This is a genomic window from Bosea sp. Tri-49 (genome assembly GCF_003952665.1).
In the GTDB taxonomy this organism is placed as follows: domain Bacteria; phylum Pseudomonadota; class Alphaproteobacteria; order Rhizobiales; family Beijerinckiaceae; genus Allobosea.
The window spans coordinates 2,070,608-2,094,662 of the sequence record NZ_CP017946.1 but is presented as its reverse complement, the minus strand read 5'-3'; the positions used below and the strand labels follow the sequence as shown (position 1 = coordinate 2,094,662).

The window sequence follows — 24,055 nt, the reverse complement described above, 5'->3', positions numbered from 1 at the left end:
ATGAGACCGGGCGAGCCGCGGCCGAGCCGTCGCGTCGCGCGATGCTGGCGGCTTTGGCTGCGATCGGGCTCGTTTCGCCCGGCCACGCCCAGGACGGGCGCCCGCCGGCTACCGCGCCAAACACGACACCCGCCGAGCAACGGCGAGGCAATTTCGGCTATGAGGATGTCGTTCGCCAGGCCCGCGAGCTCGCAGCCCGGCCGTTCGACACGAGCGCGCCCGCCATCCCGGAGGCGCTGAAATCGCTGACCTATGACAGTTATCGCGAGATCCGGTTTCGCAGGGACAAGGCGCTCTGGCAGGACAGCGGCTCGGATTACCGCCTGCATCTGTTCCATCTCGGCTTCCTGCACGACAAGCCAGTGCCGGTTCATGTCGTCAGCGACGGAACCGCGATCCCGCTGCCGTTCAACATGGCGCTGTTCGAATACGGCAAAGCGGAGGTCCCGCAGAAGTTGCCCATCTCGCTCGGTTTCGCCGGCTTCGCCGTTACGACGACGCTCAACGACCTGAAGGTTCAGGACGAGGTGATCTCCTTCCTCGGGGCAAGCTATTTCCGCTTCCTCGGCCGCGGCCATCGCTATGGCCTTTCGGCGCGTTCGCTGGCGCTCGATGTCGGCGGCGAGCAGGCTGAGGAGTTCCCGTTCTTCCGCGCGCTCTGGTTGGAGAAGCCGAAGCCCGACAGCGTCGACCTCGTCATCTACGGACTGCTCGATTCGCCCTCGGTCAGCGGTGCCTTCCGCTATGTCGTGACGCCGGGCCAGCAGACCAGCATTGCCGTCACGGCGACGATCGTGCCGCGCCGGACGATCGAGCGCATCGGCATCGCGCCGCTGACCTCGATGTTCCTCGCCGGCGAAGGCGATCGCGAGCAGCGCACCGATTTCCGGCCCGAGGTCCACGATTCCGACGGGCTGATGCTGAAGACCGGAGCGGGCGAATGGATCTGGCGGCCGATCCGGAACCCGCAAGCGCTGACGATCTCATCCTTCCATGACCGTAACCCGCGCGGCTTCGGATTGATTCAGCGCGACCGCGAATTCGGCCATTACCAGGACCTGGAGGCGCATTACCATGCCCGCCCCGGCTACTGGGTCGAACCATCCGGCGACTGGGGCGAGGGCCGTGTCGACCTGATCGAGATCCCGACGCAGGGCGAGGAGTTCGACAACATCGTCTGTTGCTGGACGCCGAAGATGCCTCTCCCGAGCGGCCAGCCGACCGAGCTGAACTACCGCATCACCTCCGTGTCGACGACCGAGACGCTGCATGCGATGGCGCAGGTCCAGAGCAGCATCGCCGCCCGCGAAGAGGTCGATGCGGCGGCAGGGTTGGCGAAGCGTCGCTTCATCGTCGACTTCAACGCCGGCGATCTCGAATATTATCTGTCCGACCCCAAGCGCGTCGCGGTGGTCGCGACGGTTTCGGCAGGCACGGTCGCCCGAGCCACCATCGACCCGAACTTCGCGGCGAAAGGTTTTCGCGCCATCGTCGATGTCACGCTCAGGCCGGGTGAGAGCACCGATCTGCGCCTCTTCCTGCGCACGGCCAGGCAGCCGCTCAGCGAGACATGGACGATGTCCTGGACTGCGCCGGCTGCGCCAGCCGCTCCCGCAACCAGCCCTCCGACCGCGCCGCGCTGAGTGACAGAGACGCTCAGGCGACGGGCATAACGCCGGTCGCGATGCGATTTCATGGCGCCGGGAAGAAGCCGCTCGGCAGATTGCCGGGCCGAGCGGTCGACTCGGCCCGGACCGGTTCTCGCGCGCCCGACCCATAGCCCCTGTCGAAGGCGGTGCCGTCCTGCTCGTTGCAGGTCGGCCGCTGCGGGTTCTTGGCGATCGCAGCCGATTTTGGGAAGGCGGTGTTGTCGACCGCGTCGGTGGTCGGCTGGCCGATATCGATGCGCGAGGTCACCATCGCGACGGTCGGCTTGGCGGTGGGGGAGGTCCAGCCGAGTGTGCCATGCCAGATGATGTGCCAGCCGATCCGCGCCAGATGATGCACCGTCGAGCCGCGTTCCCTCGCGACGAAATAGGCGATGAAGCCTTCGTCGCGCCGCGCCGTATGCAGGAAGTTCGGCGCAGGCACCTTGCTGTTGGTTTGGCGCAAGGGGAACGGGTTGTTGGGATGGTCGCCGAGCTTGTAGGTCACCAGGAAGCCTTTGGTGCCGGTGGTCTGGTCGGTGATGACCTGATTGCCCGGGTCGAAGATCATCTCGTCGACGGTAGGCAGGTCGCCGTCGCCGTCCAGCGATGGGTTGGTGCCGAAGGCGGATTTGAGGTTGACGACGATGCTGCCTTCATTGGCCATCCGCCCGGCATAATGCGCCTCGTAGACGACGATGTCGGCGACCAGGATCATCCCGAACTCCCAGTTGCTCATCAGGTCGATCTTGTCCTGCCGGTTGGCCGGATCGCCCGACATCAGCACGCTGCCGGTGCAGGTGATCATCGGGCCGGTATGGCCCGGATGCCCCGCCGCCTCGTCGGCCGCGGCGCGGCGCACCTTGGTCGTGCAATGAAGCAAAGCGTGCTCGGTGCCGACATGGATGTCGGTACGCGAGCCGCCCTTGTTTGCGGTGATCGTGGCGGTGCCGGGAGCGATCGCGATAACCATGGCTACTCCTGCGGATATCCGATGGTCTGATTGCGCCCGGGTCCGCCCGGTGTTGCGAGTGTCGATCTAGCGAACGGCGGCGCTGTGCGTGCGCGCCTTGGCGGCCTCGGCGCGCCGGTTGAGGGCGCTCACCGCGATGATGGCGCGCTCCAGCGCCGCCATGGTCAGCGGCCCGACGATGGCGTCGGCGACGAGCCCATTGGCCGTCTGGAAGCTGCGCACGCGGTTCGCCGTCTCCGGGCCGAAGATGCCGTCGGGCAGCGTGCGGCCCTGGCCGGTCGAGTTCGGCATCGCCAGGCCGAGATCGATCAGCGCGAGCTGGATGATCGCGACGGCCTCGCCGCGCTCGCCCTGTTTCAGTGGCGGCGCGTTCTCGGCAGCCTTCCTGAGCCGGTCATTCTTCGAAAAGCGCGGCGAGCTGAGCGGCATGGTCTTGGATCCTGCCCGTCCCCAATGACCCAAGGTTAGTTCGGGGTTCGGGGAGGGGTCAAGGATCGTAGCGTGCCTTTCGGCCTCAAGCCGCCGGCAGACAGGCCGGTCCGAGCGGCTCGAAGCTCTTATAGGTCAGGATGAACTCCTGATGGCCGAGCTCTTCCGACTTGGTGCGCCCGCCCTGTGCCAGCGAGACGACGAGGTCGCGGATTTCCGTGCCGACCTCGTCGAGGCTGGCCCGGCCTTCGAGGATGCGGCCGGCATCGACGTCCATGTCGTCGCTCATCCGGCGATAGGTCTCCGGATTGGCGCAGATCTTCACGACCGGCGAGATCGCCGAGCCGACCACGGAGCCGCGCCCGGTGACGAACAGCACGCAATGTGCGCCGCAGGCGATCAGCTCGGCGATCTCGGCATTGTCGTTGATGTTGGGGAAGCCGAAGCGGACCTCGCCATCCGGCACCACGTCGAGCAGATAGAGTCCGCCATGCGGCGGCACATCGCCCGGCTTGATCAAACCGGAAATCGGGGAGGCGCCGGACTTGGCATAGGCGCCCATCGACTTCTCCTCGATGGTGGAGAGCCCGCCCTCGGCATTGCCGGCGGCGAAGGAGCCATAGCCGAGCGTCGCGTAATAGCGCGCCGCCTTGGCCACGGATTTCTCCAGCTCGACGCCGAGCTCGGGCGTGATCGCGCGCGCCGCCATGATGTGCTCGCAGCCGATCAGCTCGCCGGTCTCCTCGAAGATGCAGGCGGCGCCCTCGGCGATGAGCTGGTCGAAGGCGCGGCCCGCCGCCGGATTGCCGGTGATGCCGGAGGTGCCGTCCGAGCCGCCGCAGACGGTGCCGATCACCAATTCGCTGACCTGCATCGGCACGGTCTCGGCGGCGTCCAGCGCGATGCGCTGCTCCTCGACCCAGGCGCGGCCTTCCTTGATCGAGGCGCGGGTGCCGCCGGTGCCCTGGATTACGATGGTCTTCACCGGCCGGCCGGTGGCGCGCACCACCCGCTCCAGCGCGTATTTGTTGAAGCTCTCGCAGCCGAGCGAGACCAGCAGCACCGCCCCGACATTGGGATGGGTGCAGAGCTGCTCCATCATCTTCTCGGCATAAGGGTTCGGGTAGCAGCCCGGGAAGCCGATGGCGTGGACCTCGTGCTCGCGCCAGGGCAGGGCGATCTCGCGCGCGACATGGTGGGCGCATTCGACCAGATAGGCGACGGCGACGACATTGCGGATGCCCTTGCGGCCGTCGCTGCGCAGATAGCCTTGCAGTCCGCTCATTGCGCCGCTCCCGCCTTTCGCTCGTCTTCCAGATGATAGGTCGGCGTGTAGTCGCTCTTCATGTTCTGGACATGGACGTGCTGGCCGGTGGCGATGGCGACCGTCGCCACGCCGATCGGCGCACCGTATTTCAGGATCTTCTCGCCGGGCGCGATGGCGCGCCGGGCGATCTTGTGGGCGAGGGCGATGTCGCGGTCGATCACCGCCGGACCGCTGCCGGTCTCGATGGGCTCGCCCGCTGGCAGGCGGGTGCGCGCGACGAAGACGTTGTCGCGCGGATCGAGCAGGATCAGGCGGGGATCGTGCTGGGACATCAGAACTTGCCGAATTGCAGATAGGCCTGCTGCGGGTCGGTGCCCGCGAGGATCGCGGTGCGCACCTTGTTCTCCGCCGAGATCGCCGTCTCGGATTTCTCCAGCACTTCCTCGATGATCTCGACCGGGATGCGGACGACGCCGTCGCGGTCGGCAAGGATGTAGTCGCCCGGGCGGATCCAGACCTCGCCGATCTTGATCGGCTCGTCGACCGCCTTGGGCAGCCAGAATCCGACGATGTCGCGCGGCGTATAGGCCTTGAAATAGGCCTGGAAGCCCATTTCGACCATGAATTCGGTGTCGCGCGACAGGCCGTCGATGATGCAGCCGCGCACGCCCTTGTTCTTCAGTGTCTCGGCCGAGAGCTCGCCCATCAGCGCGACCTCCTCGGTGTTCGGCTGGCAGACCCAGACGTGGCCGGGCTTGGCGGCGGAGAGCAGGCCGGTCCAGCCGAGCAGGGTCTCGTGCGCATCGAATTCGCCGGTCTTGCCCTCGACGGTGAAGGCCGGGCCAGCGAGCTTCACGCCGGGCAGCAGCGGGCGCAGCGCCGGCGGCAGGGTGAAGTCCTTCAGCCCCATGGCACGCATCGTGTCGTGAATAATGCCGGTGTAGCAGCGTTCGAGGCGCTCGGTCAGCGTATCCGTCATGTTTCCTCCGGTGCGGCCGCTCCAGCGGCCTTGTCAGCACCTTGCGCAGAGCGAAGTACAGCGGGCAAGTGCGGATTTTGCAGCTCTGGGGTGCGTATTAAACGATTTAAATAGCTGATTATGGCTATTTTCGCGTTTAGATTGCGCAGCATGCCAAAGCCCCGTAATTGCGCGAGATGGCGTCAGCCGAAGCGCTCCCAGCCCTGCGGCATCAGGCGCTCCTGCGGCAGGAAGCGGGCCTTGTAGGCCATCTTCGGCGAGCCCTCGACCCAGTAACCGAGATAGACATAGGGCAGGCCGAGCTTGCGGGCGCGCTCGACGTGCTCGAGCACCATGAAGGTGCCGAGCGAACGGGCCTCAAGCGCGGGATCGTAGACCGAATAGACCATCGAGAGTCCGTCGCTCAGCCGATCGGTCAGGGCGAAGGCATAGAGGTCGCCCTGGCCTCGTCCGGTGAAGCCGCTGTCGGGGCTGCGCCGGCGGTATTCGATCAGGCTGGTCTCGACATGGGTGTCCTCGACCATCATGGCGAAGTCGAGTGCCGACATCGTCGCCATGCCGCCATCGGGGTGGCGCTCGTCGAGATAGGCGCGGAACAACGAATAGTGCTCGGAGCGCGGCTGTGGCGGCAACGCCTCGCCGATCAGGTCGCTGTTGTGCGAGGCGATCTTGCGGAAGCTGCGCGAAGGCCGGAAATCGGCGACGATGATCCTGACCGAGATGCAGGCCCGGCAGGTTTCGCAGGCCGGGCGATAGGCGATGCTCTGAGAGCGCCGGAAGCCGCCGTGTGAGAGCACATCGTTGAGGTCGCGCGCCCGCGCGCCGACGAGGTGCGTGAACACCTTGCGTTCCTCGCGACCCGGCAGATAGGGGCAGGGCGTCGGCGAGGTCAGGTAGAATTGCGGGGCATCCCGCAAAGGGCGTGTCACGTCAGGCAGGCTCCGGAACCGCCACGTTGGGGCTGAGTTTAGCAGTCGTTGCGGCGGCAACAAGCGTCTATGCCTGCGGCGATCACGCCATATGGGATGACTACTCCGCCGATGCTAGTCTTCGCCGAGTGCGCTTGGCGGCCTCGGCAGCAGGGGGATGCGATGCAGACCGAAACGGTCGCGTTGACCCGCGAGAAGGAAACCCTGCTGATCACGCTCTGGGCCAAGGCTGGCGAGAGCCTGCTGCCGGATTCCCTGCTCGAGGATCGCTTCGCCGCGCAGGCGGCAGCGCGCATCGACTATGATTTCGCCAGGCTCAAGGTCGACCGCGACCTGATGGTCGGCCTCGCTATGCGCGCCCATACCCTCGACGGCTGGACGCGCGATTTTCTCGGGAGGCATGACAACGCGATCGTGCTGCATCTCGGCTGCGGCCTCGACAGCCGTGTCTTCCGGATCGATCCGCCCGCCGGCATCGATTGGTATGAAGTCGACTATCCAGACGTCATCGCGCTCAGGCAAAAGCTCTACCCGGCGCGCGATGGCTATCATCTGATCGGCAGCTCAGTAACGGAGCCGGGCTGGATCGCCGACCTGCCGCAGGACCGCCCGACGATGATCGTGGCCGAAGGCCTTCTGCCTTACCTGCCGGAAGAAGAGGTACCGCTGCTGCTGGAGCGGCTGGTGCGGCACTGCCGCGCCGGCGAGATCGTCTTCGACGCCTACAGCCCGCTTGGCCTGCGCATGATCGCGCTGCAGCCTTCGGTCAAGGCGACCGGCGCGACATTGCACTGGGCGCTCGATGACCCCGCCGAGCTGGAGCGGCAGGTCCCGGGCCTGACCCTCGAGACCGAGCTGACGGCCTATGATCCCGATGGCTATGACCCGGCGCAGATCGCCCGGATGTCCTGGCCGGCGCGGCTGGCGATCCAATTCTTCTCGCTGATCCCGCCGTTGGCGCGGATCGGCCTGCTGCTGCGCTATCGCTTCTGAACAGGCTCAGGCGCGCACCACCACGAGCCCGGTCAGGATGTCGTGGCCGAGCCGGCGATCCTCGCGCACCAGCCCGCAGGCGATATCGACGAACCAGAGCGCGACCGTGCTGGCCGCGACATAGAAGAACAGCGCATGCACGGCGGCTGCCAGTGCCTCCGGCCGGCCGCCCGAGGCGGTCTCGACCCGAAGCCCCGCCATGCGCATGCCAAGCGTCGCCTGCTTGCGCCCGCCGATGGTGATGGCGGCATAGCCGAGCGCGACTGCGACGGTCGCGCCGCCCATCAGGAGCCAGGTCAAGCCGAAGGTGACAATGCCGAGTATCGCGAGCAGGAACCAGACGATGCTGCCCAGAATGAACAGGACGACGACGTCGCCGATCCAGGCGAACAGGCGCGAGCCGAGCACGCCGCGCGTATCCTGCAGCGGCCGGTCCTCCAGCGCGACGATCGGCGGCTGGCGATAGGACGGGTTCGACATCTCTGGCTTTCCAATTTCCTGCGGACGGACAGTGCCCGCTGGCGAATAATGTTTGATCAGCCACCCGGTTCCGCAAGGCCGCGCGGATAGATTCGGCGCGGTGCGAGGCCTTCCTTGCGCAGCGCCTCCTCGATCGCGGCGGTGTGCGCTTCGTCGCGGGTCTCGACGGTGACGTCGAGCGTCACGCCCTTGGCCGGCACGTCGAGGAAGAGCCGGCCATGGCTGACCTCGAGGATGTTGGCGCCGAGCGTGCCGAACAGGCTCGCGACCTTGCCGAGCAGGCCGGGCCGGTCGCTGGCGGTGAGACGAAAGCTGGCGATGCGTTGCTCGCGCTCGAGTTCGCGCACCATAATCGCGGCGAGCAGGCGCGCATCGATATTGCCGCCGCAGAGCACGAGGCCGACCTTGCGGCCGCGATAGCGCTCCGGCTCCTTCAGCATCGCCGCGAGCCCGGCGGCGCCGGCGCCCTCCGCCAGCGTGTGCTGCAAGGTCGCATAGGCGTTGACGGCGCGCTCGATCAGGTCCTCGCCGACGAGCACGATGTCGGAGACCAGCTCCTTGATCACCGGCAGGGTCTGCGTGCCGACCGTCTTGACCGCGATGCCCTCCGCCAGCGTTGCCCCGCCGATCGGCATCGCCGTGTCATGCACGGCATTGTGGAAGGACGGGTAGAGGGCGGCCTCGACGCCGATCAGCTCGATCGACGGCTTCAGCGCCTTGGCGGCGATGGCGTTGCCGGCCATCAGCCCGCCGCCGCCGAGCGGGATCAGCAGCATGTCGAGATCAGGCGCCTCGCGCAGCATCTCCAGCGCGACCGTACCCTGGCCGGCCATCACCGCCGCATCATCGTAAGGGTGGACGAAGACCAGGCTCTTTTCGGCCGCGATCTCCCGCGCCTTCTGCGCCGACTCGTAGAGGGTCTCGCCGAACAGCACGATCTCGGCGCCATAGGCGCGGGTGTTCTCGATCTTCACCAGCGGCGTCGTCTCCGGCATCACGATCGTCGCAGGGATGCCGAAGCGCTTGGCGTGGTAGGCGACCGCCTGGGCGTGGTTGCCGGCCGACATCGCGATGACGCCGCGGCGCTTCTCGTCCTCGTCGAGACTGCGCAGCTTGTTGACCGCGCCGCGCTCCTTGAAGGAGGCCGTCGCCTGCATGTTCTCGTGCTTGACGAAGATCTCGGCGCCGGTCAGCGCCGAGAGGCGCGGCGCCTGCATCAGCGGCGTCTTCAGCACATGACCTTCGATGGTCTGCGCAGCCGCCTCGATATCGGCGAAGCTGATCGCGAAGCCGCTGCCCATCCGTTCCCCCGCCGTTTTTCAGACCTGGCGCGGCGTCAGCGCGCCGTCACCGAAGAAGCCGCCGGGGCGCAGGATCAGCGTCACGGCGAGCAAGCTATAGACTGCGATGTCGCGCTGTTCGAGCGGCATCGTCGCCGACCACAGCACTTCGAAGGCGGCGATGACGAGGCCGCCGAGGCAGGCGCCCGGCACCGAGCCGATCCCGCCGAGCACGGCGGCGACCAGCGCCTTGAGGCCGAGCGTGAAGCCGCCTGAAAAGCCCATGCCGCCATAAATCACCGTGACGATGACGCCGGCCGCGCCGCAGATCGCGCAGGCGATGATCAGCGCCCGGTCATGCACCGCGCGAGGATCGATGCCGAAGAGGGAAGCCGTGCGGGCGTCGTCGGAGACTGCGCGCCAGGCCCGGCCATAGGCCGAGCGGGCGAGATAAAGGATGAGGCAGGTCGCAGCCGAGAAGCCCAGCCCCGCCATGGCGAGCGAGACCGGCGTCGCGGTGACGATGAATTGCTCGGCCCGCGCCAGCGGCAGCGGCTCGTTGAACACCGGCGGCAGCCAGCGCAGTTCGGGACCTTGTGCGAGGCGCAAATATTCCGAGAGCGCGATGGCGAGGCCGATCGTCGCGATCAGCACCTGCTGGCCATTGCTCTTGTCGAGATGGCGCAGCACGAAGCGGCCCATGGCGAAGCCGTGCAGCGCGCTGACCGCGATCGCGACGGCAAAGGCGATGAACAGGCCCGAGACCGGCGTCGAGACGGCGAGCGACAAGGTCAGTGCCACGCCGACCACGGCGGCGAGCGCACCCAGCGCCGAGAACTCGCCGAAAGTCAGCAGGATGCGGCCGTTGAGCCCGTAAATCAGCGCATAGGCGCTGGCGAGCAGTGCATAGATCGCGGCCGAGGGCAGGGCGGCTAGGCCCTGCTGCAGGCCATAGGCGAGGCCGGGCGACAGGGTGACGAGGTCGGCGCCTGGCGAGGCACCCGGATCGACAGGCGGCTCCGTCTTGTATTCGAGGTAGAAGCGCCGCAGCAGCAGGAAGCTCGCATCGGTCATAGGCACGCCATCGGAGGCAAGGCCCGCCAGCGCGCCACGCTGTAGCGTGGTGCCTTCTCCGGCAAAGATGCAGTCGATGGTGCGCCGCCGCGGCTGAGCCTCTGGCGCCTGCGCCCGGTAGGTGATGCGCAAGATGTCGGCGCGCGGGCCGGTGCCAGTGCCTTCGATGGTGATGACGGTGTCGGACGGGTTCAGGGCCGGGATGGCCAGCCGGCAGGCGCGAATCTGATCGGTGTCGAAGCGCCCGCAGGCAGCGAGCGCGAGGCAGAGCAGAATCGACGTGAGCAGGGCGCGCATCGACAGTGACGCTAGCGCGAGAACCGAGGCGTTGGAACTCGCGACAATGGCGCTCGTCATATGCTGATTGCGGCCTTGATAAATCGACAGGGCGGCGCACATCCGGTCCGGGCCGCAGCGGATGCTGGCCGGCCCGGTCGCGCAGTGGGATGTCTGGCATGCAGCAGGATGAGATCTGGGACAACGAGGCGGCCAAATCCTATGACACGCCCGGCACCGGAATGTTCTCGCCGGAGGTGCTGGAGCCGGCGGTAGAGCGGCTGGCGCAACTCGCCGAGGGCGGCGGAGCGCTTGAATTCGCGATCGGGACCGGCCGTGTCGCCGTACCGCTGAGCGAACGGAAGGTTCCCGTGGTCGGCATCGAGTTCTCGCCAGCGATGGTCACCGAATTACGGACCAAGGTGGATGAAGCGACGATTCCCGTCGTAATCGGCGATATGGCGACCGCCACCGTTCCCGGCAGCTATTCGCTCGTCTACCTCGTCTACAACACGATATCGAACCTGCTCACGCAGGCGCAGCAAGTGGCCTGCTTCCGCAATGCGGCGCGCCATCTTTCGCCTGGCGGCCGTTTTGTGGTCGAGCTCGGGGTGCCGGAACTGCGCAAGCTGCCGCCCGGGCAGCAGGCGGTCGTCTGGCACTCGGAGGCGGGCTATATCGGCCTCGACACCTACGACACGCTGCGCCAGCTGATCGTGTCGCATCATGTCAGATTCGGCGAGGGCAGGCAGGCCGAGCTCTTCCGCTCACCGCATCGCTATATCTGGCCGGCGGAGCTCGACCTGATGGCTCAGCTGGCCGGCTTCGCGCTCGAGAGCCGGCATGCCGATTGGTGCGGAGCGCCGTTCACGGCGGAGTCGCGCTCGCACGTCTCCGTCTATCGCCTGGCTGGTTAGCTCAGGCGATATCCTTCAGCATCTTCGCCACCCGCGGCGCGAAATAGGTCAGCACGCCGTCGGCGCCGGCGCGCTTGAAGGCGAGCAGGCTCTCCAGCATCGCCTTGTCGCCATCGAGCCAGCCATTATTGGCGGCGGCCATGATCATCGCGTACTCGCCCGAGACCTGGTAGGCGAAGGTCGGCACCGCAAAGGTGTCCTTCACCCGTGCGATCACGTCGAGATAGGGCAGGCCGGGCTTGATCATCACCATGTCGGCGCCCTCCTCGAGGTCGAGCGCGACCTCGGCGATGGCCTCGTCGCTGTTGGCCGGGTCCATCTGGTAGGTGCGCTTGTCGCCGACGAGCGTGGCATTGGTGCCGATCGCGTCGCGGAACGGGCCATAATAGGCCGAGGCGTACTTGGCCGAATAGGCCATGATCTGCGCGTCCTCGTGGCCGTTCGCATCGAGCGCGGCCCGGATCGCACCGACGCGCCCGTCCATCATGTCGGAGGGCGCAATCACGTCGGCACCGGCTTCCGCCAGCGCCAGCGCCTGCCGGACGAGGATGCCGACGCTGGGGTCGTTCAGGATCTTCTCGCCATCCATCACGCCGTCATGGCCATGCGAGGTATAGGGATCGAGCGCTGCGTCGCAGATGATGCCGATCTCCGGTACCGCCGCCTTGATCGCCCTGACCGCGCGGCACATCAGGTTGCGGCTATTGAGTGCCTCGGAACCGGTCTCGTCGCGCAAACCGCGGTCGACATAGGGGAAGGGCGCGATCGCGGGGATGCCGAGCCTGGCTGCGGCTTCCGCCTGGCGCACGGCTTCGTCGATATTGAGCCGGTCGACACCGGGCATCCAGGCGACCGGCGAGATCGGGTCGGCCGAATCGATCAGGAAGATCGGCCAGATCAGGTCATCGGTGGTGAGGCGATTCTCGCGCACCAGCCGGCGCGACCAGTCCGCCTTGCGGTTGCGGCGCATGCGGCGGGTGAGCCCGAGCGCGTCCGTCATGGCGGCCGCAGTCTCGGCCTGCCGCGCCTGCGGCGCGGGGAAGGGCCGCACAACCCGAGATGCCATCAACGCCTCCGCTGCGAACGCGATACTTGCTTGCCGGCGATGCTTTAGCACATCGGAACCATTCCAAAACAGTCGCGATGGTCGCATGCCGCCACGCGCATTGCGCGGGCACTTCGCCAAAGCGCGCCGTGCGGCCGCGCGCCGGCCGGCGCGTTGACAGGCCTCCGGCCAACGCCCAAACACGGGATCAGATCAGACGAAAGAGCACCATGTCGGATGAGCCGGACATCATCTGCGAAATCCGCGGCAGCGCCGGCTTCGTCGTGCTCAATCGGCCGAAGGCGCTCAATGCGCTCAATCTCGGCATGGTGCGCGAACTGGCGAAGGCGCTCGACGCCTGGGAGCACGATCCTGCCGTCACCCGTATCGTCGTGACCGGCGCCGGCGAGAAGGCCTTCTGCGCCGGTGGCGATATCCGCAGCCTGCATGACCTCGGCAAGGCCGGCCAATACGACGAGATGCTCGCTTTTTGGCGCGAGGAGTACGTCCTCAACGCCCGCATCCAGAGCTATCCCAAGCCCTATGTCGCGCTGGTCGACGGCATCGTCATGGGCGGCGGTGTCGGCGTTTCGCTCCATGGCAACCATCGCGTTGCCGGCGAGCGCTGGCTTTTCGCCATGCCGGAGGTCGGCATCGGCTTCTTCCCCGATGTTGGCGCGACCTATGCCCTGCCGCGCCTGCCGGATCACGCCGGCACCTATCTCGCCCTGACCGGCGACCGTGTTGGTCAGGCCGATGCGCTGGCACTCGGGCTCGCGACACATGCGGTGCCCTCGGTGCGCATGGCCGAGCTTGCCGAGGCGCTGACCGGTTTAGAGTCGGTCGACGCCACGATCGCCCGCTTCGCTGGAGACCCCGGACCGGGCAAGCTGGCGCCTGAGCGCGCGACGATCGCGCATTGCTTCGGCGCGGCGACGCTGCCCGACGTCCTCGGCCGGCTCGATGCCAAGGCCGCAAGTGGCGATGCTTTCGCCGCCAAGACGCTCGCGACGATCCGAGCGAAGTCGCCGACCAGTGTCGCCATCGCCTTCGAGCAGATGCGCCGCGGCGCCTCGCTCGGCTTCGCGGAGACGATGCAGCTCGAATTCCGCATCGTCTCGCGGATTCTCTGCGGCCATGATTTCTACGAGGGCGTCCGCGCTGTGGTGATCGACAAGGATCAGGCTCCGTCCTGGCGGCCGCAGACGCTGGAAGAACTCGATCCGGCGGCAGTGGCGGCCTATTTCGCCCCGCTCGGAGCGACCGAGCTGGTTGTGAGCAGCTGAGATGGCGGTGCTGCGCGACGGCGAGGTTCTGCGCGGCCCGCGCCAGGCGGGCGAGGCCAGGCGCGGCATACGCTGGCGGCTGCTCCTGGTCTGGTTGCTGCGCCTGCTCTCGGTGGTGTGGATCGGCAAAGGTCTCTACCACTGGGCGATGATCCTCGGCCTCGGACTGGACACCGGCCCAGCCTTCGAGACGCGCCCGCTGACCTTCCAGGCGATCACCGTCTATTTCGCCGTCTTCGATCTCGTCGCCGGCGTCGGCCTCTGGCTGACCGCGACCTGGGGCGGCGTGCTCTGGCTGCTCGCCGCTGTCAGCCAGCTCCTGCTCGGCTTCTTCTTCCCGCGCTGGCTGACGCTGTCGCCCGCTTTGATCGGCACCTATGTCGCGCTGATGCTGGCCTATTTCCTGGCGACCTGGGCGGCGGAAAACCAGGAGTCCTGAGGCCGTCCGCGCGCGTCGAATGCGGCAGGCCGCGGTAAGAAACGCTTTAGCTTAAGGGACTTCCGGTTCATTTTGGATTCACCCAAATGGGTAAATCCCTGATTCATCCTGATATTTAAACTCGTTTTCATCCGCACTGCCTATGGTGTCTCTCAGAAGCGGACCGGGAGACAAATCCTGGCCGACATGCAACAGGCGGGATATACCATGAAGAGCAATGTAAAGACTGTGGAGCCGACCGCGGCTGATGAGGTTCAGCTCAAGGTGAAGCCGCTTTACCTTGAGTCCCTCACCTTGGTCGAGCGGCTGCATCGCCGGCTGCTCGACGTGATCAAGGACGAATTCGAGCGCCGCAACCGCGACGACGTCAACAGCGTGCAGGCGCTGCTCCTCTACAATATCGGCGACGCCGAGCTCTCCGCCAGCGAGCTGCGCACCCGCGGCTATTATCTCGGCTCGAACGTCTCCTACAACGTCAAGAAGCTGGTCGAGCTCGGCTTCCTGCACCATGCCCGGTCGCGGATCGACCGTCGCTCGGTGCGCATCAGCCTGACTGAGAAGGGCGGCGAGGTGCACAACATCGTCAAGGGCGTCTACGACAAGCATGTCCGCACGGTCGAGCAGATCGGCGGCATCGCGGCCGACGACTTCGAGCGCATGAACAACGCCCTGCTGCGCCTCGAGCGCTTCTGGACCGACCAGATCCGCTACAAGCTCTGATATCCAGAGAAAGGATTAGTCGAAAGCAGCTTCGCTACGATGCGCTAGGTCGCCGCAGAGCGGGTTGGCAAGGCTGTTGACATTAAAGCTCCGTGCTTTTGGCAGAGTTTGGCGCCTCCGGGCGCCATTTTCTGTTGCGGACCGGATCGGCTGCCTCAAAACATGTCAGCTAAGGCTCGATATCGCGATGGGTATGTGGCGGATGCCTAGCGGTTGGCGGGACTGGGGGGGCGAAGAATGTACCGAACTGACTGGACCAAGGCAATAATCATTGCCATAGTTGCAATACTATGTGGATTATTCTGTTGGTGGGCGATCGTAATAAATGCGGGTTTGGATAAAATTCTTGCCATTGTTGCCGCTTGTACTGCTCTAGCTGCATTTTTAATTACCAATTTGCTCATCGCAAATACTGATATTGCCAAAATAAAGCTTTATCGGATGGCGTTTGACCGCCCGGCTTTCAGGATATCATTTGTAAACGAGGTTTCAGAAGAAGATTTCATCAAGGCAGTTCATCAGACATTGGAGGCAATAAATACCGGAATCCTTAGAGACAGAACTGGTTCGGTCATTCACAAAATCGATCTGGGTGGGAAAAGCGGTCTTGAGAAATGGGGTCGCGAGATGGATGAGGTCGCGGTCGCGTTGGAGCAAATGATGCGACGCTATCAAGCCGGTATTGCTGAAAAGAAATTCAGACAATTTGAATATGAAGGTAAATTTATTCTACCTGAGGTCGACAAGCCTTTTGGCGATCACATGGATGATCTGAAGATCACGACACTTGAAAAAATGAATGTTGTTCTGGCTAAAGCGAAATTGGATCCGCTGCCCGTCGAACTGGGCCGGGATGTGTGGCGCCCCAGAAACCCTAGTAAACCGCCTTCGTGAGCGCCGGTTTTCCAAGCAGGTTCGGGCGAGATCTGGCGCTCAGAAATTTCAGGTTTAAAGCCAGACGCCTGCGAGATTGCATGATTGCGAACTCTGAAATCCAAGGGATTCGGCGCAGCGCCCACTGTTACGCCTCTTGAGCCGGGCTTCAGCGTTTTCGTGCGGACGCCTCGATATGTTGCGCGTGTGCAACGCCCCGTCGGCATCTGCGCCGCGCCGGCCACAGCGATCAAACCCGCGTGAGCGCAGCGCATCGCCGCCCTAAAAATGCCGCGCTCATCATAGGGTGTTAACTCTGGTAAGGGATCGTCCCCGGCGACCGGCGTGGTAGATGCCAGGCCGAAGGGGCGGGTCGCGTCCCGCTCCGATGATATGCGAAGTCCAAGGGGTACGATCGATGCCGAATATTCGCCTGACCCGCCGCGAGACGGTTCTGGCTATGCTCTCGACTGCTGCCGCCGGCGTGAGCCTGCCGGCTTTCGCCCAGCAGGCCGAGTGGCGCCAGAGCTATGATGCCGGCTCGCGCAATGCGGTCCAGCGTTCCTCGACGCCGATGCTCTCGCCGGCCGCACTGGCCGCGACCGAGCAGGCGGTCGAGGCCTACCGTGCACTCGCCGCACGCGGCGGCTGGCCGACCCTGCAGGTCAGCGAGAAGCTCTCCGTCGGCTCGCGCGGCGCCAGTGTCGTCGCCTTGCGCCAGCGGCTGATCATCACTGGCGACCTCGATGCCTCCGCCGGCGACAGCAACATCTATGATTCCTATGTCGAGGGCGGCGTGCGCCGCTTCCAGTCGCGCATGGGGCTCTCGACCACCGGCAGCATCAACCGCGCCACGCTCGCCGCGCTCAACGTGCCGGTCGACCGGCGCATCCGCCAGCTCGAGACCAATATCGTGCGCCTGCGCACCTGGTCGGGCAATCTCGGCAATCGCTATGTCGTCGCCAACATCCCGGCCGCTGCGGTCGAGACGGTCGAGAACGGCCATGTCGCGACCCGCCACGCCGCCGGCGTCGGCAAGATCGATCGCCAGTCGCCGCTGCTGCAGACCAAGATCCCCGAGGTCAATTTCAACCCGACCTGGACGGTTCCCGCTTCGATCATCCGCAAGGATCTGATTCCGAAGATGCAGAAGGAACCGAGCTACCTCACCGAGAATAAGATCCGCATCATCGGGCCGAACGGCGAGATCCCGCCGGAGCGGGTCAACTGGCGCTCGGATGAAGCGACCCGCTACACCTTCCGCCAGGATCCGGGCGGCGAGTTCAACTCGCTCGGCTTCGTGCGCATCAACATCCCGAGCCCGCACGGCGTCTACATGCACGACACGCCGTCGAAGGGCATCTTCGGCGACGACTTCCGTTTCGTCTCCTCCGGCTGCATCCGCGTCCAGAACGTGCGCGACTACATCGCCTTCCTGCTCAAGGAGACGCCCGGCTGGGATCGCGCCAAGATCGACGAGACCATCGCCTCGGGCGAGCGCGTCAATGCCCGCATCGCCAATCCGGTGCCGTGCTACTGGGTCTATGTCACCGCCTGGGCGACGCCCGATGGCGGTGTGCAGTTCCGCGACGATATCTACAACAAGGATGGGCTCGGCCCGGTGCCGGTCGCTGCCCTGCAGGGCGATCAGGACATCTGAGCGCTTTCGATCTGACGATGGATACGAGAAGGCCCGCCTGGAAACCGGCGGGCCTTCTTCTTTTTGTCGAGCGGCTGCCGCGTGTCACGGGGCAGGGCTGACCCGGGTCCACAGATCGTCGAAGGCGACGCTGTCGAAGAAGGCCTCCGCCTCCACGATCTGGCGATCCTTCAGGCGCAGGAACCAGGCATAGCTGTTGGTGTAGGGCTTGCCGTCGCGTGCGAGGCCAGCGGCATCGAAACGAATGATCACCCTATCGCCCTCGACATGGTAGCGATGGACAGTGGGGATCAGCCGCTCGCGCATCCGGGCGTTGAACGGGCGGATCACCTCGGCGAGGAAGGCCGCCTTGCTCGGATAGGTCTTCGCGGCGCGCGAATTGCCGGCGATTGTCCAGCGCGCGTCGTCGGCGAGCAGGTCGTAAGGGCTGCCAGTGCCGTCGGCCCAGGCCTTCATGCCGCTTTCGACGAGCGCCCGGTTGTCACGCTCGATCTGCGCTTCCTGGGCGCGAAGCGGGGCCGAGAGCATGACGCCCATGGCGAGTATGGCGAGCATCGGACCCGCGATTGTCCTGGTGGTCTTCATCATGGTTCTCCGCTCATGCGTTGGTAGCGAGCGCCGCGACAGCGGTTGCCGCGACCTGATAGTCCTGCGCGACTGCGCCGCCTGACACCCCGACGGCGCCGATCAGGCGGCCTTCGGCGTCGCGCACCGGGATGCCGCCGGCGAAGACCACGAGCCCGCCATTCGTCCGGTCGAAGCCTGGCGAGGTGCCGCCGGGCTTGCTGAACTCGTAGAGCGCCTCGGTGTTGAAGCCGAACAATGCAGCGGTGCGGGCCTTGCCGAGCGCGATGTCGACCGAGCCGAGCAACGCGCCATCCATGCGGGTGAAGGCCTTGAGGTTGGCGCTGTCGTCATAGACGGCGATGTTCATGGGAACGCCGATCGTGGCGGCCTCGCGCTCCGCTGCGGCCATGGCGGTCCGCGCCTGAGCCTGGGTGATGCTCATTGCTGGTTCCTTTTAGAAAGGGCTGGGGCCGCTGCAGCGAGCCCGGCGAGGGCGGCTGCAGCCGGTAAGGTTGGCGCTCTGGCTCAGATCCGGTTCGTCCAGGCTGCGAGCTGGTGCGCCTTCAGCATGTCCTCGATCTGCTTCGGCACGACGTTGCGGAAATTGCCTTCGTCGGCCGGGACGATCTCGATCATCCGTTCGATCATCTCGGCCGGGTCCATCTTGCCTTCCGGCGTGGCGAAGAAGTCGTCGAAGCCCTTGCGCAGCTCGGCACGCTTAGTGAAGTTGACCTCGTCATCGAGCCAGCGGAACGGATTGTCCGCCATCGTCTCGTTGTAGCCGGTGTAATAGGCGCCCGGATTGATGGTCTGGATCTTGACCCCGTAGGAGGCCAGCTCCTGTTGCAGGGCCTCAGCGATCGATTCCAGCGCATGCTTGGTCGAGACATAGGTGCCCCAGTTGGCCGGCGTGAACAGACCGCCCATGGACGAGGTGAAGACGACCTTCTTGCCCTGGCTCTTGCCCTCGCGGACCCAGCGCTGGACGACGCCCTGCGTCAGGAGCAGCGGCAGGAAGACGTTGACCTCGAAGTTCTTGCGGAGGAGGTCGAGCGGGATTTCCCAGACCGGACCGGCCTCGCCCATCCCGGCATTGTTCCAGAGCACGTCGAAATCCCATTTGAGCGCCTGCTTGATGTCGTAGGCGTCGGTCAGGTCGAGCCGCTCGACACGGATGCGGTCGGAGAGCCCCAGCGCGGCGACTTCCTCGCGCAATGCCGTCACCTGCGACGAGACGTGGACGGTGGCGATGATGTCGTGGCCGTTCTTCGCCATGCCGATGGCGGCGCCCTTGCCGAAGCCGCCTGCGGCGCCGGTGATGAGGATGGTCTTCTTGGTCATGGTCCTGCTCCCTTGTCTGGTCGGCGCCGGTGGCGTCCGATGAGCAAGGAATAGGGGAGCAGGCGGTGAGCGACCGTCCCGCCGTTGCGGCCACTATCGCGAAATTGCGGTGCCGGAAGCGCGAGCGCTACAGCCGCTGGCGGAACGCGCTCGGCGTCACGCCGGTCGCCTTGCGGAACGCCGCTGTGAAGGAAGAGGGCGTCTCGTAGCCGACGGTGAGGGCGATGTCGGTCACCGCCAGCTCCGGACTGGTCAATAAGCGCCGGGCCTGGTCCATCCGCAGCTCGACGAGCTGGGCGTGCGGCGTGCGACCGGTCGCCTTCCGGAACGCGGTGCAGAAGTGGAAGCGGCTGAGGCCGACCAGCGCGGCGAGGTCGTCGAGCCCGACCGCCTCGCCGAGGTGATCCTGCATATAGCTCGTGACCTTGCGGACCTGCCAGTCGGCGAGGCCGCGCTGTGCGGGAGCCGCGATCGCGCCGAAGGAGGAGTGGCCGCGCAGGAGCTGGACGACGAGCAGATCAGTCGCCTGTTCGACGAAGAGCTGTGCAGCCGGATCGGCCGCGGCTCCAGCGTCGCGGCCCAGCATCTCCATGACGCGCGCGGCGATGGGGTCCTCGAAACCGACGCGGCCGAGCAGTTCGAGGGGCTTGCCACCGGTCAGCTGCTCGGCGCAGGCGAGAAGCCGCTGATGCGGGAGAAAGACGTGGCTGACGCCGATCGGCCCGGCGATGTCCCAGCGCCCGTCATGGCCCTGGGGAATGATCGTGATCGTTCCCGAACGGGTCTTGCCGGCCAGGCGCTCGCCGGCGCTGCGCCAGACGATTTCCTGCGGCTCGCCGTAATAGGTGATGACGACATGGCCGGCCATGCCCGGCAGGTAGTCGTGCAGGGCGCCATGGCCCCAGGGAGCGGTCAGGCGAGTGTCACCGCGCAGGACGGCATCGGTGACCGGCGGTGCCCGGTCGAGGATACGCCCGAGCGAGGCCGGCGCATTGCCTAGCGTCCCGCTCTCATCCGCCATGGTGATCGCGACGACACATCGCCCCCGAGCCCGCAACCGAAGGTGCACCTCGGCGAAGCCGTTCGCCGAGGTGCGGATTCGACGGGACTATGGACGAAGGGGCGGCCTTCTAGCAATCCACCGCCGAGCTGGCGCAAGGCCTGGCATCTGTCGCGGGTGACTGGGAGCGATGGCCCGTCTCCCGGTCAAAGGTGGCAACTCAGGTGGCTGGTGCCTCGGCGAAGTCGGTGGAAAGCGAGACTGGCCGCCACTCACGCAGGATCTCGGCATCCGCCGCCTGCTTCGCTTCGATCGCCGCGATCGTGTCGCTGCCCAGAGGCAGCCGCACGGGCGGGTTCGGCGCATCGGCGAACCCGACCAGCACCTGCGCGAGCTTGTCGGGGTCGCCAGGCTGCTGATGGTTCAGAGCGGAGGCGTGCGTGCGCACGGCGCCGGCCGTGCCGTTATAGTCGGCGATGCCGTGCGGACTGATCGAGAGCGAGGATGCGTCGAGAAAATCCGTGCGGAAATAGCCGGGCTCGACCACCGTGACATGGATGCCGAGCGGAGCGAGTTCGGCATGCAGCGCCTCGGACAGCCCCTCGACCGCGAACTTGGTCGAGCAATAGACGCCGAAGCCGGCGGCGCTGCGATAGCCGCCGATCGACGAGATATTGAGGATGCGGCCCGATCGGCGCGCCCGCATATGCGGCAGCACGGCGCGTGTGACGTTGAGCAGGCCGAACACATTGGTGCGGTAAAGCTGTTCCACCTCCTGGGCGCTCGCCTCCTCGACCGCGCCGAGCAGGCCGTAGCCAGCATTGTTCAGCAGCACATCAATCGCTCCGAAGCGAAGGATCGCAGCCTCGGCGGCTGCTCGGGTCTGCTTTTCCTCGGTCACGTCGAGCGACAGGGCGAGAAGCCTCGGATGCTCGCCCAGTGCTTCGACGACTGCCGGCGCGCGGCGCGCGGTGGCGACGACATTGTCGCCGCGCTCCAGTGCAAGGCGCGCAATGCGCAGGCCGAAACCGCGCGATGCGCCGGTGATGAACCAGGTCTTCATGACCGATCTCCCTTCGATGCTGCGGATCATCCGCTGATCGAAGGGATAGGATTTGCCGCCCGATCGGGCCGTCTGCCGATTTCGCTGACTGTTGCGATCTTGCGGCCCGGCGCGCTCAATGAACCCTTTTTCGGGGAATGATCGCCGGCACGGGCTCATCCTCTTCCTTCGCCAGATGCCGCCCGGCGACATGGAGCACGACATAGCCGATCGCCGCCGACAGCGCCGAGCCGGCGAGCACGCCGATCTTGGTCGCATCGTTGAGCGAGGCATTGTTGGCGAAGGCCAGGGCGCCGATGAACAGGCTCATGGTGAAGCCGATGCCGCAAAGCAGCGAGACGCCATAGACCTGCGCCCAGGTCGCCTTGGCCGGCATGGTGCCGAGGCCGAGCCGGACCGCGAGCCAGGCGAAGCCGAAGACGCCGATCTGCTTGCCGAGGAAGAGCCCGAGCACGATGCCGAGCGGTACCGGCGTCAAGAGCAGCGACGGCGACATGCCGGCGATCGAGACGCCGGCATTGGCGAAGCCGAAGACCGGCACGATGAAATAGGACGACCAGGGATGGAGCCTGTGCTCCAGCGTGTGCAGTGGCGAATGCTCGGGCTCGTCGCTCTCGGTGCCGCGGCCGGCAAGCGGAATGGTCAGCGCCAGCGCGACACCGGCGAGCGTGGCGTGGATGCCCGATTTCAGCACGAAGAACCAGAGCACTGCGCCGATGACGAGATAGAGCGGCAGCGAGCGCACGCCGCGCAGGTTGAGCGCGATCAGCACGGCAAGGCAGGCCGCGGCGCCGGCCAGCATCGGCAGCGAGAGGTCGCCGGAATAGAACAGAGCAATGATCAGGATCGCGCCGAGATCGTCGAGAATGGCGAGCGCGGTCAGGAAGATCTTGAGCGAGACCGGCACGCGCGAGCCGAGGATGGCGAGCACGCCGAGCGCGAAGGCGATATCGGTGGCAGCCGGAATCGCCCAGCCCCGTATCGCCTCGGCGTCGCCGCGGGCGAGCGCGACATAGATCAGCGCGGGCGCGATCATGCCGCCGAGCGCTGCGAAGGCGGGTAGGGCTCGCCGGCTCCAGGTCGCAAGCTGGCCCTCGATGAACTCGCGTTTGATCTCCAGTCCGACGAGCAGGAAGAACAGCGCCATCAGCGCGTCGTTGATCCAGTGCAGGATCGAGAGGCCGGCGACCTTCGCCTCCAGCACCTTGAAATAGAGCAGGCCGAGCGGCGAATTGGCGATGATCAGCGCGTTCGCTGCAGCGAGGACGAGCAGGACGCCGGCCGCGGCGCCGCTCTCGAAGAAAGCGTGCAGGGGCGAGCGGCGCTTCGGCGGCCAATCCGGAGCTTCGGCTTCGATCTGCTGCGCATCCTGGGTCACGCCGGCATCCCCCGTCTTCTTGTAGCCTGGGATATCGCAGGTGCGCTGCGACATCCCGATGTCGATTCCATTGCAGCCGACGGTTGTGCCATGCGGCTGCGAGTCGGCTCACTCGATCTGTGAAATAGAGCAGAGCGGGCGCGATGCCGCATTCCATATCGCCGCACTATTGCCTGCGCAGCCGGCCGGCGCCACCCGCCAGCAATGCTGTTGCAGTCATCGCGGCGAGCAGCACGGCCGTGCCGCCGAACAGGCCGGGATAGCGGTAGCCGGCGATCAAAGGCGTGCTGAGTAGCGGCGAGCAGAACTGACCGATGAAGATCGAGGCAGTGAGGACGCCGCCGGCCAGGCCACGCTTCTGCGGCGGTGCGAGATTGAGCGCGAGGGCGATAAAGCTCGGCGAGACTAGGGCGTAGCCTGCGCCGATCGCCGTGACAGCGGCGAAGATCGCGGGGGTCGCCGAGGCGGTGACCAGCAGCAGGAAACCCAGCGCCATCGCGCCATAGCCCAGCGCGAAGATGCCGGCATAGCCGACGGCGCGCTGGATGCGCGGATAGAGTAGCGCAAAGCCGCCGCCCGACAGCATCAGCACGCCGAGCGCTGAACCGGTCATGATCGCGCTGTCATAACCCTGCGCGTCCAGAAAGAAGGATAGCTGCGTCGGCATGATGAAGAAGATCATGTTGGTGACGGCCTGCAGCAGCACCAGCGAGGCGAAGAGGAGGCGCCAAGGAGAGCGATCTTCACCAGCCCCTATCTGGCCCGGCCGAGTCGCCGGCGATAGGCGTGGTGGATCGACGATGACCAGCCACATCAGCGGCAGGAAAGCGGCTGCGAGACCATAGATCGCGAAAGGCAGGCGCGGTGAGATCGTCGCGACCCAGCCGGCGGTGAGGATGAAGACGAGGCCGCCGAGATTGCGGGCCGAGATCTGCAGGCCGGTCAAGGCGTTGCGGTTGTCGCCGGTGAAGTAGTCGCCGATCAGCGCCGTTTGCGCCGTCATGATGAGCGCGACCGCAATGCCGAGCACTAGGCGGCTGGCAAAGATCGTCGACAGGTCCGGCAGAACGAGCCCGGCGCAGCCGGAGATGACGAACAGGACGACGCCGAAGAGCAGCAGCTTGCGCCGCCCGATCCTGTCGGCTGCGATCCCGGCGAGCGGGGCGCAGAGCGCGACACTGAGTGAGGGCGCCGGCACCAGAAGGCGCGTTAGCAGCGCGGCGTTGGGATCATCTGCGAACAGGCGCTCGAGCCCGGGCAGGGCCGGAGCAATCGTCGCGTTCGCCATCGTCGTGAGCGATGCCGCCATCAAAAGGGCGATTGCGCGCCGATCCTGCCAGATCGGGATTTGCCTTGATATGAGAATGGCTTCCATGACGTTCCTCTTGCCAAAACGATAAGTTCGGCAGAGCGTACAAGTTCAAGTTGACTTGAGGTCAA

General features: G+C 65.9%; 25 protein-coding genes. 8 read left to right on the top strand and 17 right to left on the bottom strand.

The window, feature by feature from the left end; all coding sequences use genetic code 11:
- The first annotated feature begins 41 nt into the window (after positions 1–41).
- Positions 42–1,643, top strand: a complete 1,602-nt coding sequence (locus tag BLM15_RS10415) for an OpgD/OpgG family glucan biosynthesis protein (protein ID WP_126112682.1) — start codon at positions 42–44, stop codon at positions 1,641–1,643.
- 49 nt (positions 1,644–1,692) lie between these two features.
- Here the strand turns inward: BLM15_RS10415 and BLM15_RS10410 are convergent, their stop codons facing one another.
- The 6 genes from BLM15_RS10410 to BLM15_RS10385 all read right to left on the bottom strand — a co-directional run bounded on the left by BLM15_RS10410 (position 1,693) and on the right by BLM15_RS10385 (position 6,223).
- On the bottom strand, positions 1,693–2,619 hold the full coding sequence (locus BLM15_RS10410) for a hypothetical protein (RefSeq protein ID WP_126112681.1): 927 nt from the start codon (positions 2,617–2,619) through the stop codon (positions 1,693–1,695).
- Between the two features lie 66 nt (positions 2,620–2,685).
- Complete coding sequence (locus BLM15_RS10405) at positions 2,686–3,048, bottom strand: peptidoglycan-binding domain-containing protein (protein ID WP_126112680.1); 363 nt, start codon at positions 3,046–3,048, stop codon at positions 2,686–2,688.
- An 85-nt stretch (positions 3,049–3,133) separates the two neighbouring features.
- Positions 3,134–4,333, bottom strand: coding sequence for a UxaA family hydrolase (locus tag BLM15_RS10400; protein WP_126112679.1), 1,200 nt, complete (start codon positions 4,331–4,333; stop codon positions 3,134–3,136).
- Positions 4,330–4,647, bottom strand: coding sequence for a UxaA family hydrolase (locus BLM15_RS10395; protein ID WP_126112678.1), 318 nt, complete (start codon positions 4,645–4,647; stop codon positions 4,330–4,332). Before BLM15_RS10395 ends, BLM15_RS10400 begins: the two co-directional genes overlap by 4 nt.
- Positions 4,647–5,294 (bottom strand): RraA family protein, encoded by a 648-nt coding sequence (locus BLM15_RS10390; protein WP_126112677.1) that lies wholly within the window; start codon positions 5,292–5,294, stop codon positions 4,647–4,649. Before BLM15_RS10390 ends, BLM15_RS10395 begins: the two co-directional genes overlap by 1 nt.
- Before the next feature lie 182 nt (positions 5,295–5,476).
- Positions 5,477–6,223 (bottom strand): arginyltransferase, encoded by a 747-nt coding sequence (locus BLM15_RS10385; RefSeq protein ID WP_126112676.1) that lies wholly within the window; start codon positions 6,221–6,223, stop codon positions 5,477–5,479.
- 162 nt (positions 6,224–6,385) lie between these two features.
- Here BLM15_RS10385 and BLM15_RS10380 point away from each other — a divergent pair, with 162 nt between their 5' ends.
- On the top strand, positions 6,386–7,216 hold the full coding sequence (locus tag BLM15_RS10380) for a class I SAM-dependent methyltransferase (protein WP_126112675.1): 831 nt from the start codon (positions 6,386–6,388) through the stop codon (positions 7,214–7,216).
- 6 nt (positions 7,217–7,222) lie between these two features.
- Here the strand turns inward: BLM15_RS10380 and BLM15_RS10375 are convergent, their stop codons facing one another.
- Genes BLM15_RS10375 through BLM15_RS10365 form a run of 3 tightly spaced genes read right to left on the bottom strand, consistent with a single transcriptional unit; the run spans position 7,223 to position 10,407 of the window.
- Positions 7,223–7,696 carry an RDD family protein gene (locus tag BLM15_RS10375; protein ID WP_126112674.1) on the bottom strand — a complete coding sequence of 158 codons (474 nt, stop codon included), beginning with the start codon at positions 7,694–7,696 and terminating at the stop codon, positions 7,223–7,225.
- A gap of 56 nt (positions 7,697–7,752) precedes the next feature.
- Entirely contained in the window at positions 7,753–8,997 is a 1,245-nt protein-coding gene (locus tag BLM15_RS10370; RefSeq protein ID WP_126112673.1) for a threonine ammonia-lyase, read from the bottom strand.
- 18 nt (positions 8,998–9,015) lie between these two features.
- Entirely contained in the window at positions 9,016–10,407 is a 1,392-nt protein-coding gene (locus BLM15_RS10365; RefSeq protein WP_164547472.1) for a branched-chain amino acid ABC transporter permease, read from the bottom strand.
- Between the two features lie 98 nt (positions 10,408–10,505).
- On the opposite strand from BLM15_RS10365, the gene BLM15_RS10360 reads away from it, so the two are divergent.
- Positions 10,506–11,243 carry a class I SAM-dependent methyltransferase gene (locus BLM15_RS10360; RefSeq protein WP_126112671.1) on the top strand — a complete coding sequence of 246 codons (738 nt, stop codon included), beginning with the start codon at positions 10,506–10,508 and terminating at the stop codon, positions 11,241–11,243.
- 1 nt (position 11,244) lies between these two features.
- Here the strand turns inward: BLM15_RS10360 and hemB are convergent, their stop codons facing one another.
- Positions 11,245–12,309, bottom strand: a complete 1,065-nt coding sequence (gene hemB / locus BLM15_RS10355) for a porphobilinogen synthase (protein WP_126112670.1) — start codon at positions 12,307–12,309, stop codon at positions 11,245–11,247.
- Positions 12,310–12,518: 209 nt separating this feature from the next.
- On the opposite strand from hemB, the gene BLM15_RS10350 reads away from it, so the two are divergent.
- The 5 genes from BLM15_RS10350 (at position 12,519) to BLM15_RS10330 (ending at position 17,266) form a co-directional block, all read left to right on the top strand.
- Complete coding sequence (locus BLM15_RS10350) at positions 12,519–13,574, top strand: enoyl-CoA hydratase/isomerase family protein (protein WP_126112669.1); 1,056 nt, start codon at positions 12,519–12,521, stop codon at positions 13,572–13,574.
- A gap of 1 nt (position 13,575) precedes the next feature.
- Entirely contained in the window at positions 13,576–14,013 is a 438-nt protein-coding gene (locus tag BLM15_RS10345) for a DUF6163 family protein (protein ID WP_126112668.1), read from the top strand.
- A gap of 207 nt (positions 14,014–14,220) precedes the next feature.
- Complete coding sequence (gene ldtR, locus BLM15_RS10340; protein WP_110492602.1) at positions 14,221–14,733, top strand: transcriptional regulator LdtR; 513 nt, start codon at positions 14,221–14,223, stop codon at positions 14,731–14,733.
- A 237-nt stretch (positions 14,734–14,970) separates the two neighbouring features.
- On the top strand, positions 14,971–15,627 hold the full coding sequence (locus tag BLM15_RS10335) for a hypothetical protein (RefSeq protein WP_126112667.1): 657 nt from the start codon (positions 14,971–14,973) through the stop codon (positions 15,625–15,627).
- A gap of 397 nt (positions 15,628–16,024) precedes the next feature.
- Positions 16,025–17,266 (top strand): L,D-transpeptidase family protein, encoded by a 1,242-nt coding sequence (locus tag BLM15_RS10330; protein WP_164547471.1) that lies wholly within the window; start codon positions 16,025–16,027, stop codon positions 17,264–17,266.
- Between the two features lie 84 nt (positions 17,267–17,350).
- Here BLM15_RS10330 and BLM15_RS10325 read toward each other — a convergent pair whose 3' ends face one another.
- The 7 genes from BLM15_RS10325 to BLM15_RS10295 form a co-directional block, all read right to left on the bottom strand.
- The gene (locus tag BLM15_RS10325) at positions 17,351–17,854 is read right to left on the bottom strand and encodes a nuclear transport factor 2 family protein (protein ID WP_126112666.1); all 504 of its coding nucleotides are present in this window, start codon (positions 17,852–17,854) and stop codon (positions 17,351–17,353) included.
- Positions 17,855–17,864: 10 nt separating this feature from the next.
- Complete coding sequence (locus BLM15_RS10320) at positions 17,865–18,275, bottom strand: GlcG/HbpS family heme-binding protein (RefSeq protein ID WP_126112665.1); 411 nt, start codon at positions 18,273–18,275, stop codon at positions 17,865–17,867.
- 83 nt (positions 18,276–18,358) lie between these two features.
- Positions 18,359–19,174, bottom strand: a complete 816-nt coding sequence (locus tag BLM15_RS10315) for an SDR family oxidoreductase (protein WP_126112664.1) — start codon at positions 19,172–19,174, stop codon at positions 18,359–18,361.
- 127 nt (positions 19,175–19,301) lie between these two features.
- A complete protein-coding gene (locus tag BLM15_RS10310; protein WP_126112663.1) occupies positions 19,302–20,195 on the bottom strand; it encodes a helix-turn-helix domain-containing protein in 894 nt (297 codons plus the stop codon).
- Positions 20,196–20,394: 199 nt separating this feature from the next.
- Entirely contained in the window at positions 20,395–21,237 is an 843-nt protein-coding gene (locus BLM15_RS10305) for an oxidoreductase (RefSeq protein WP_126112662.1), read from the bottom strand.
- A gap of 115 nt (positions 21,238–21,352) precedes the next feature.
- Positions 21,353–22,669, bottom strand: a complete 1,317-nt coding sequence (gene nhaA / locus BLM15_RS10300; protein WP_126112661.1) for a Na+/H+ antiporter NhaA — start codon at positions 22,667–22,669, stop codon at positions 21,353–21,355.
- Positions 22,670–22,781: 112 nt separating this feature from the next.
- A complete protein-coding gene (locus BLM15_RS10295; protein WP_126112660.1) occupies positions 22,782–23,990 on the bottom strand; it encodes an MFS transporter in 1,209 nt (402 codons plus the stop codon).
- Between the last annotated feature and the right edge of the window lie 65 nt (positions 23,991–24,055).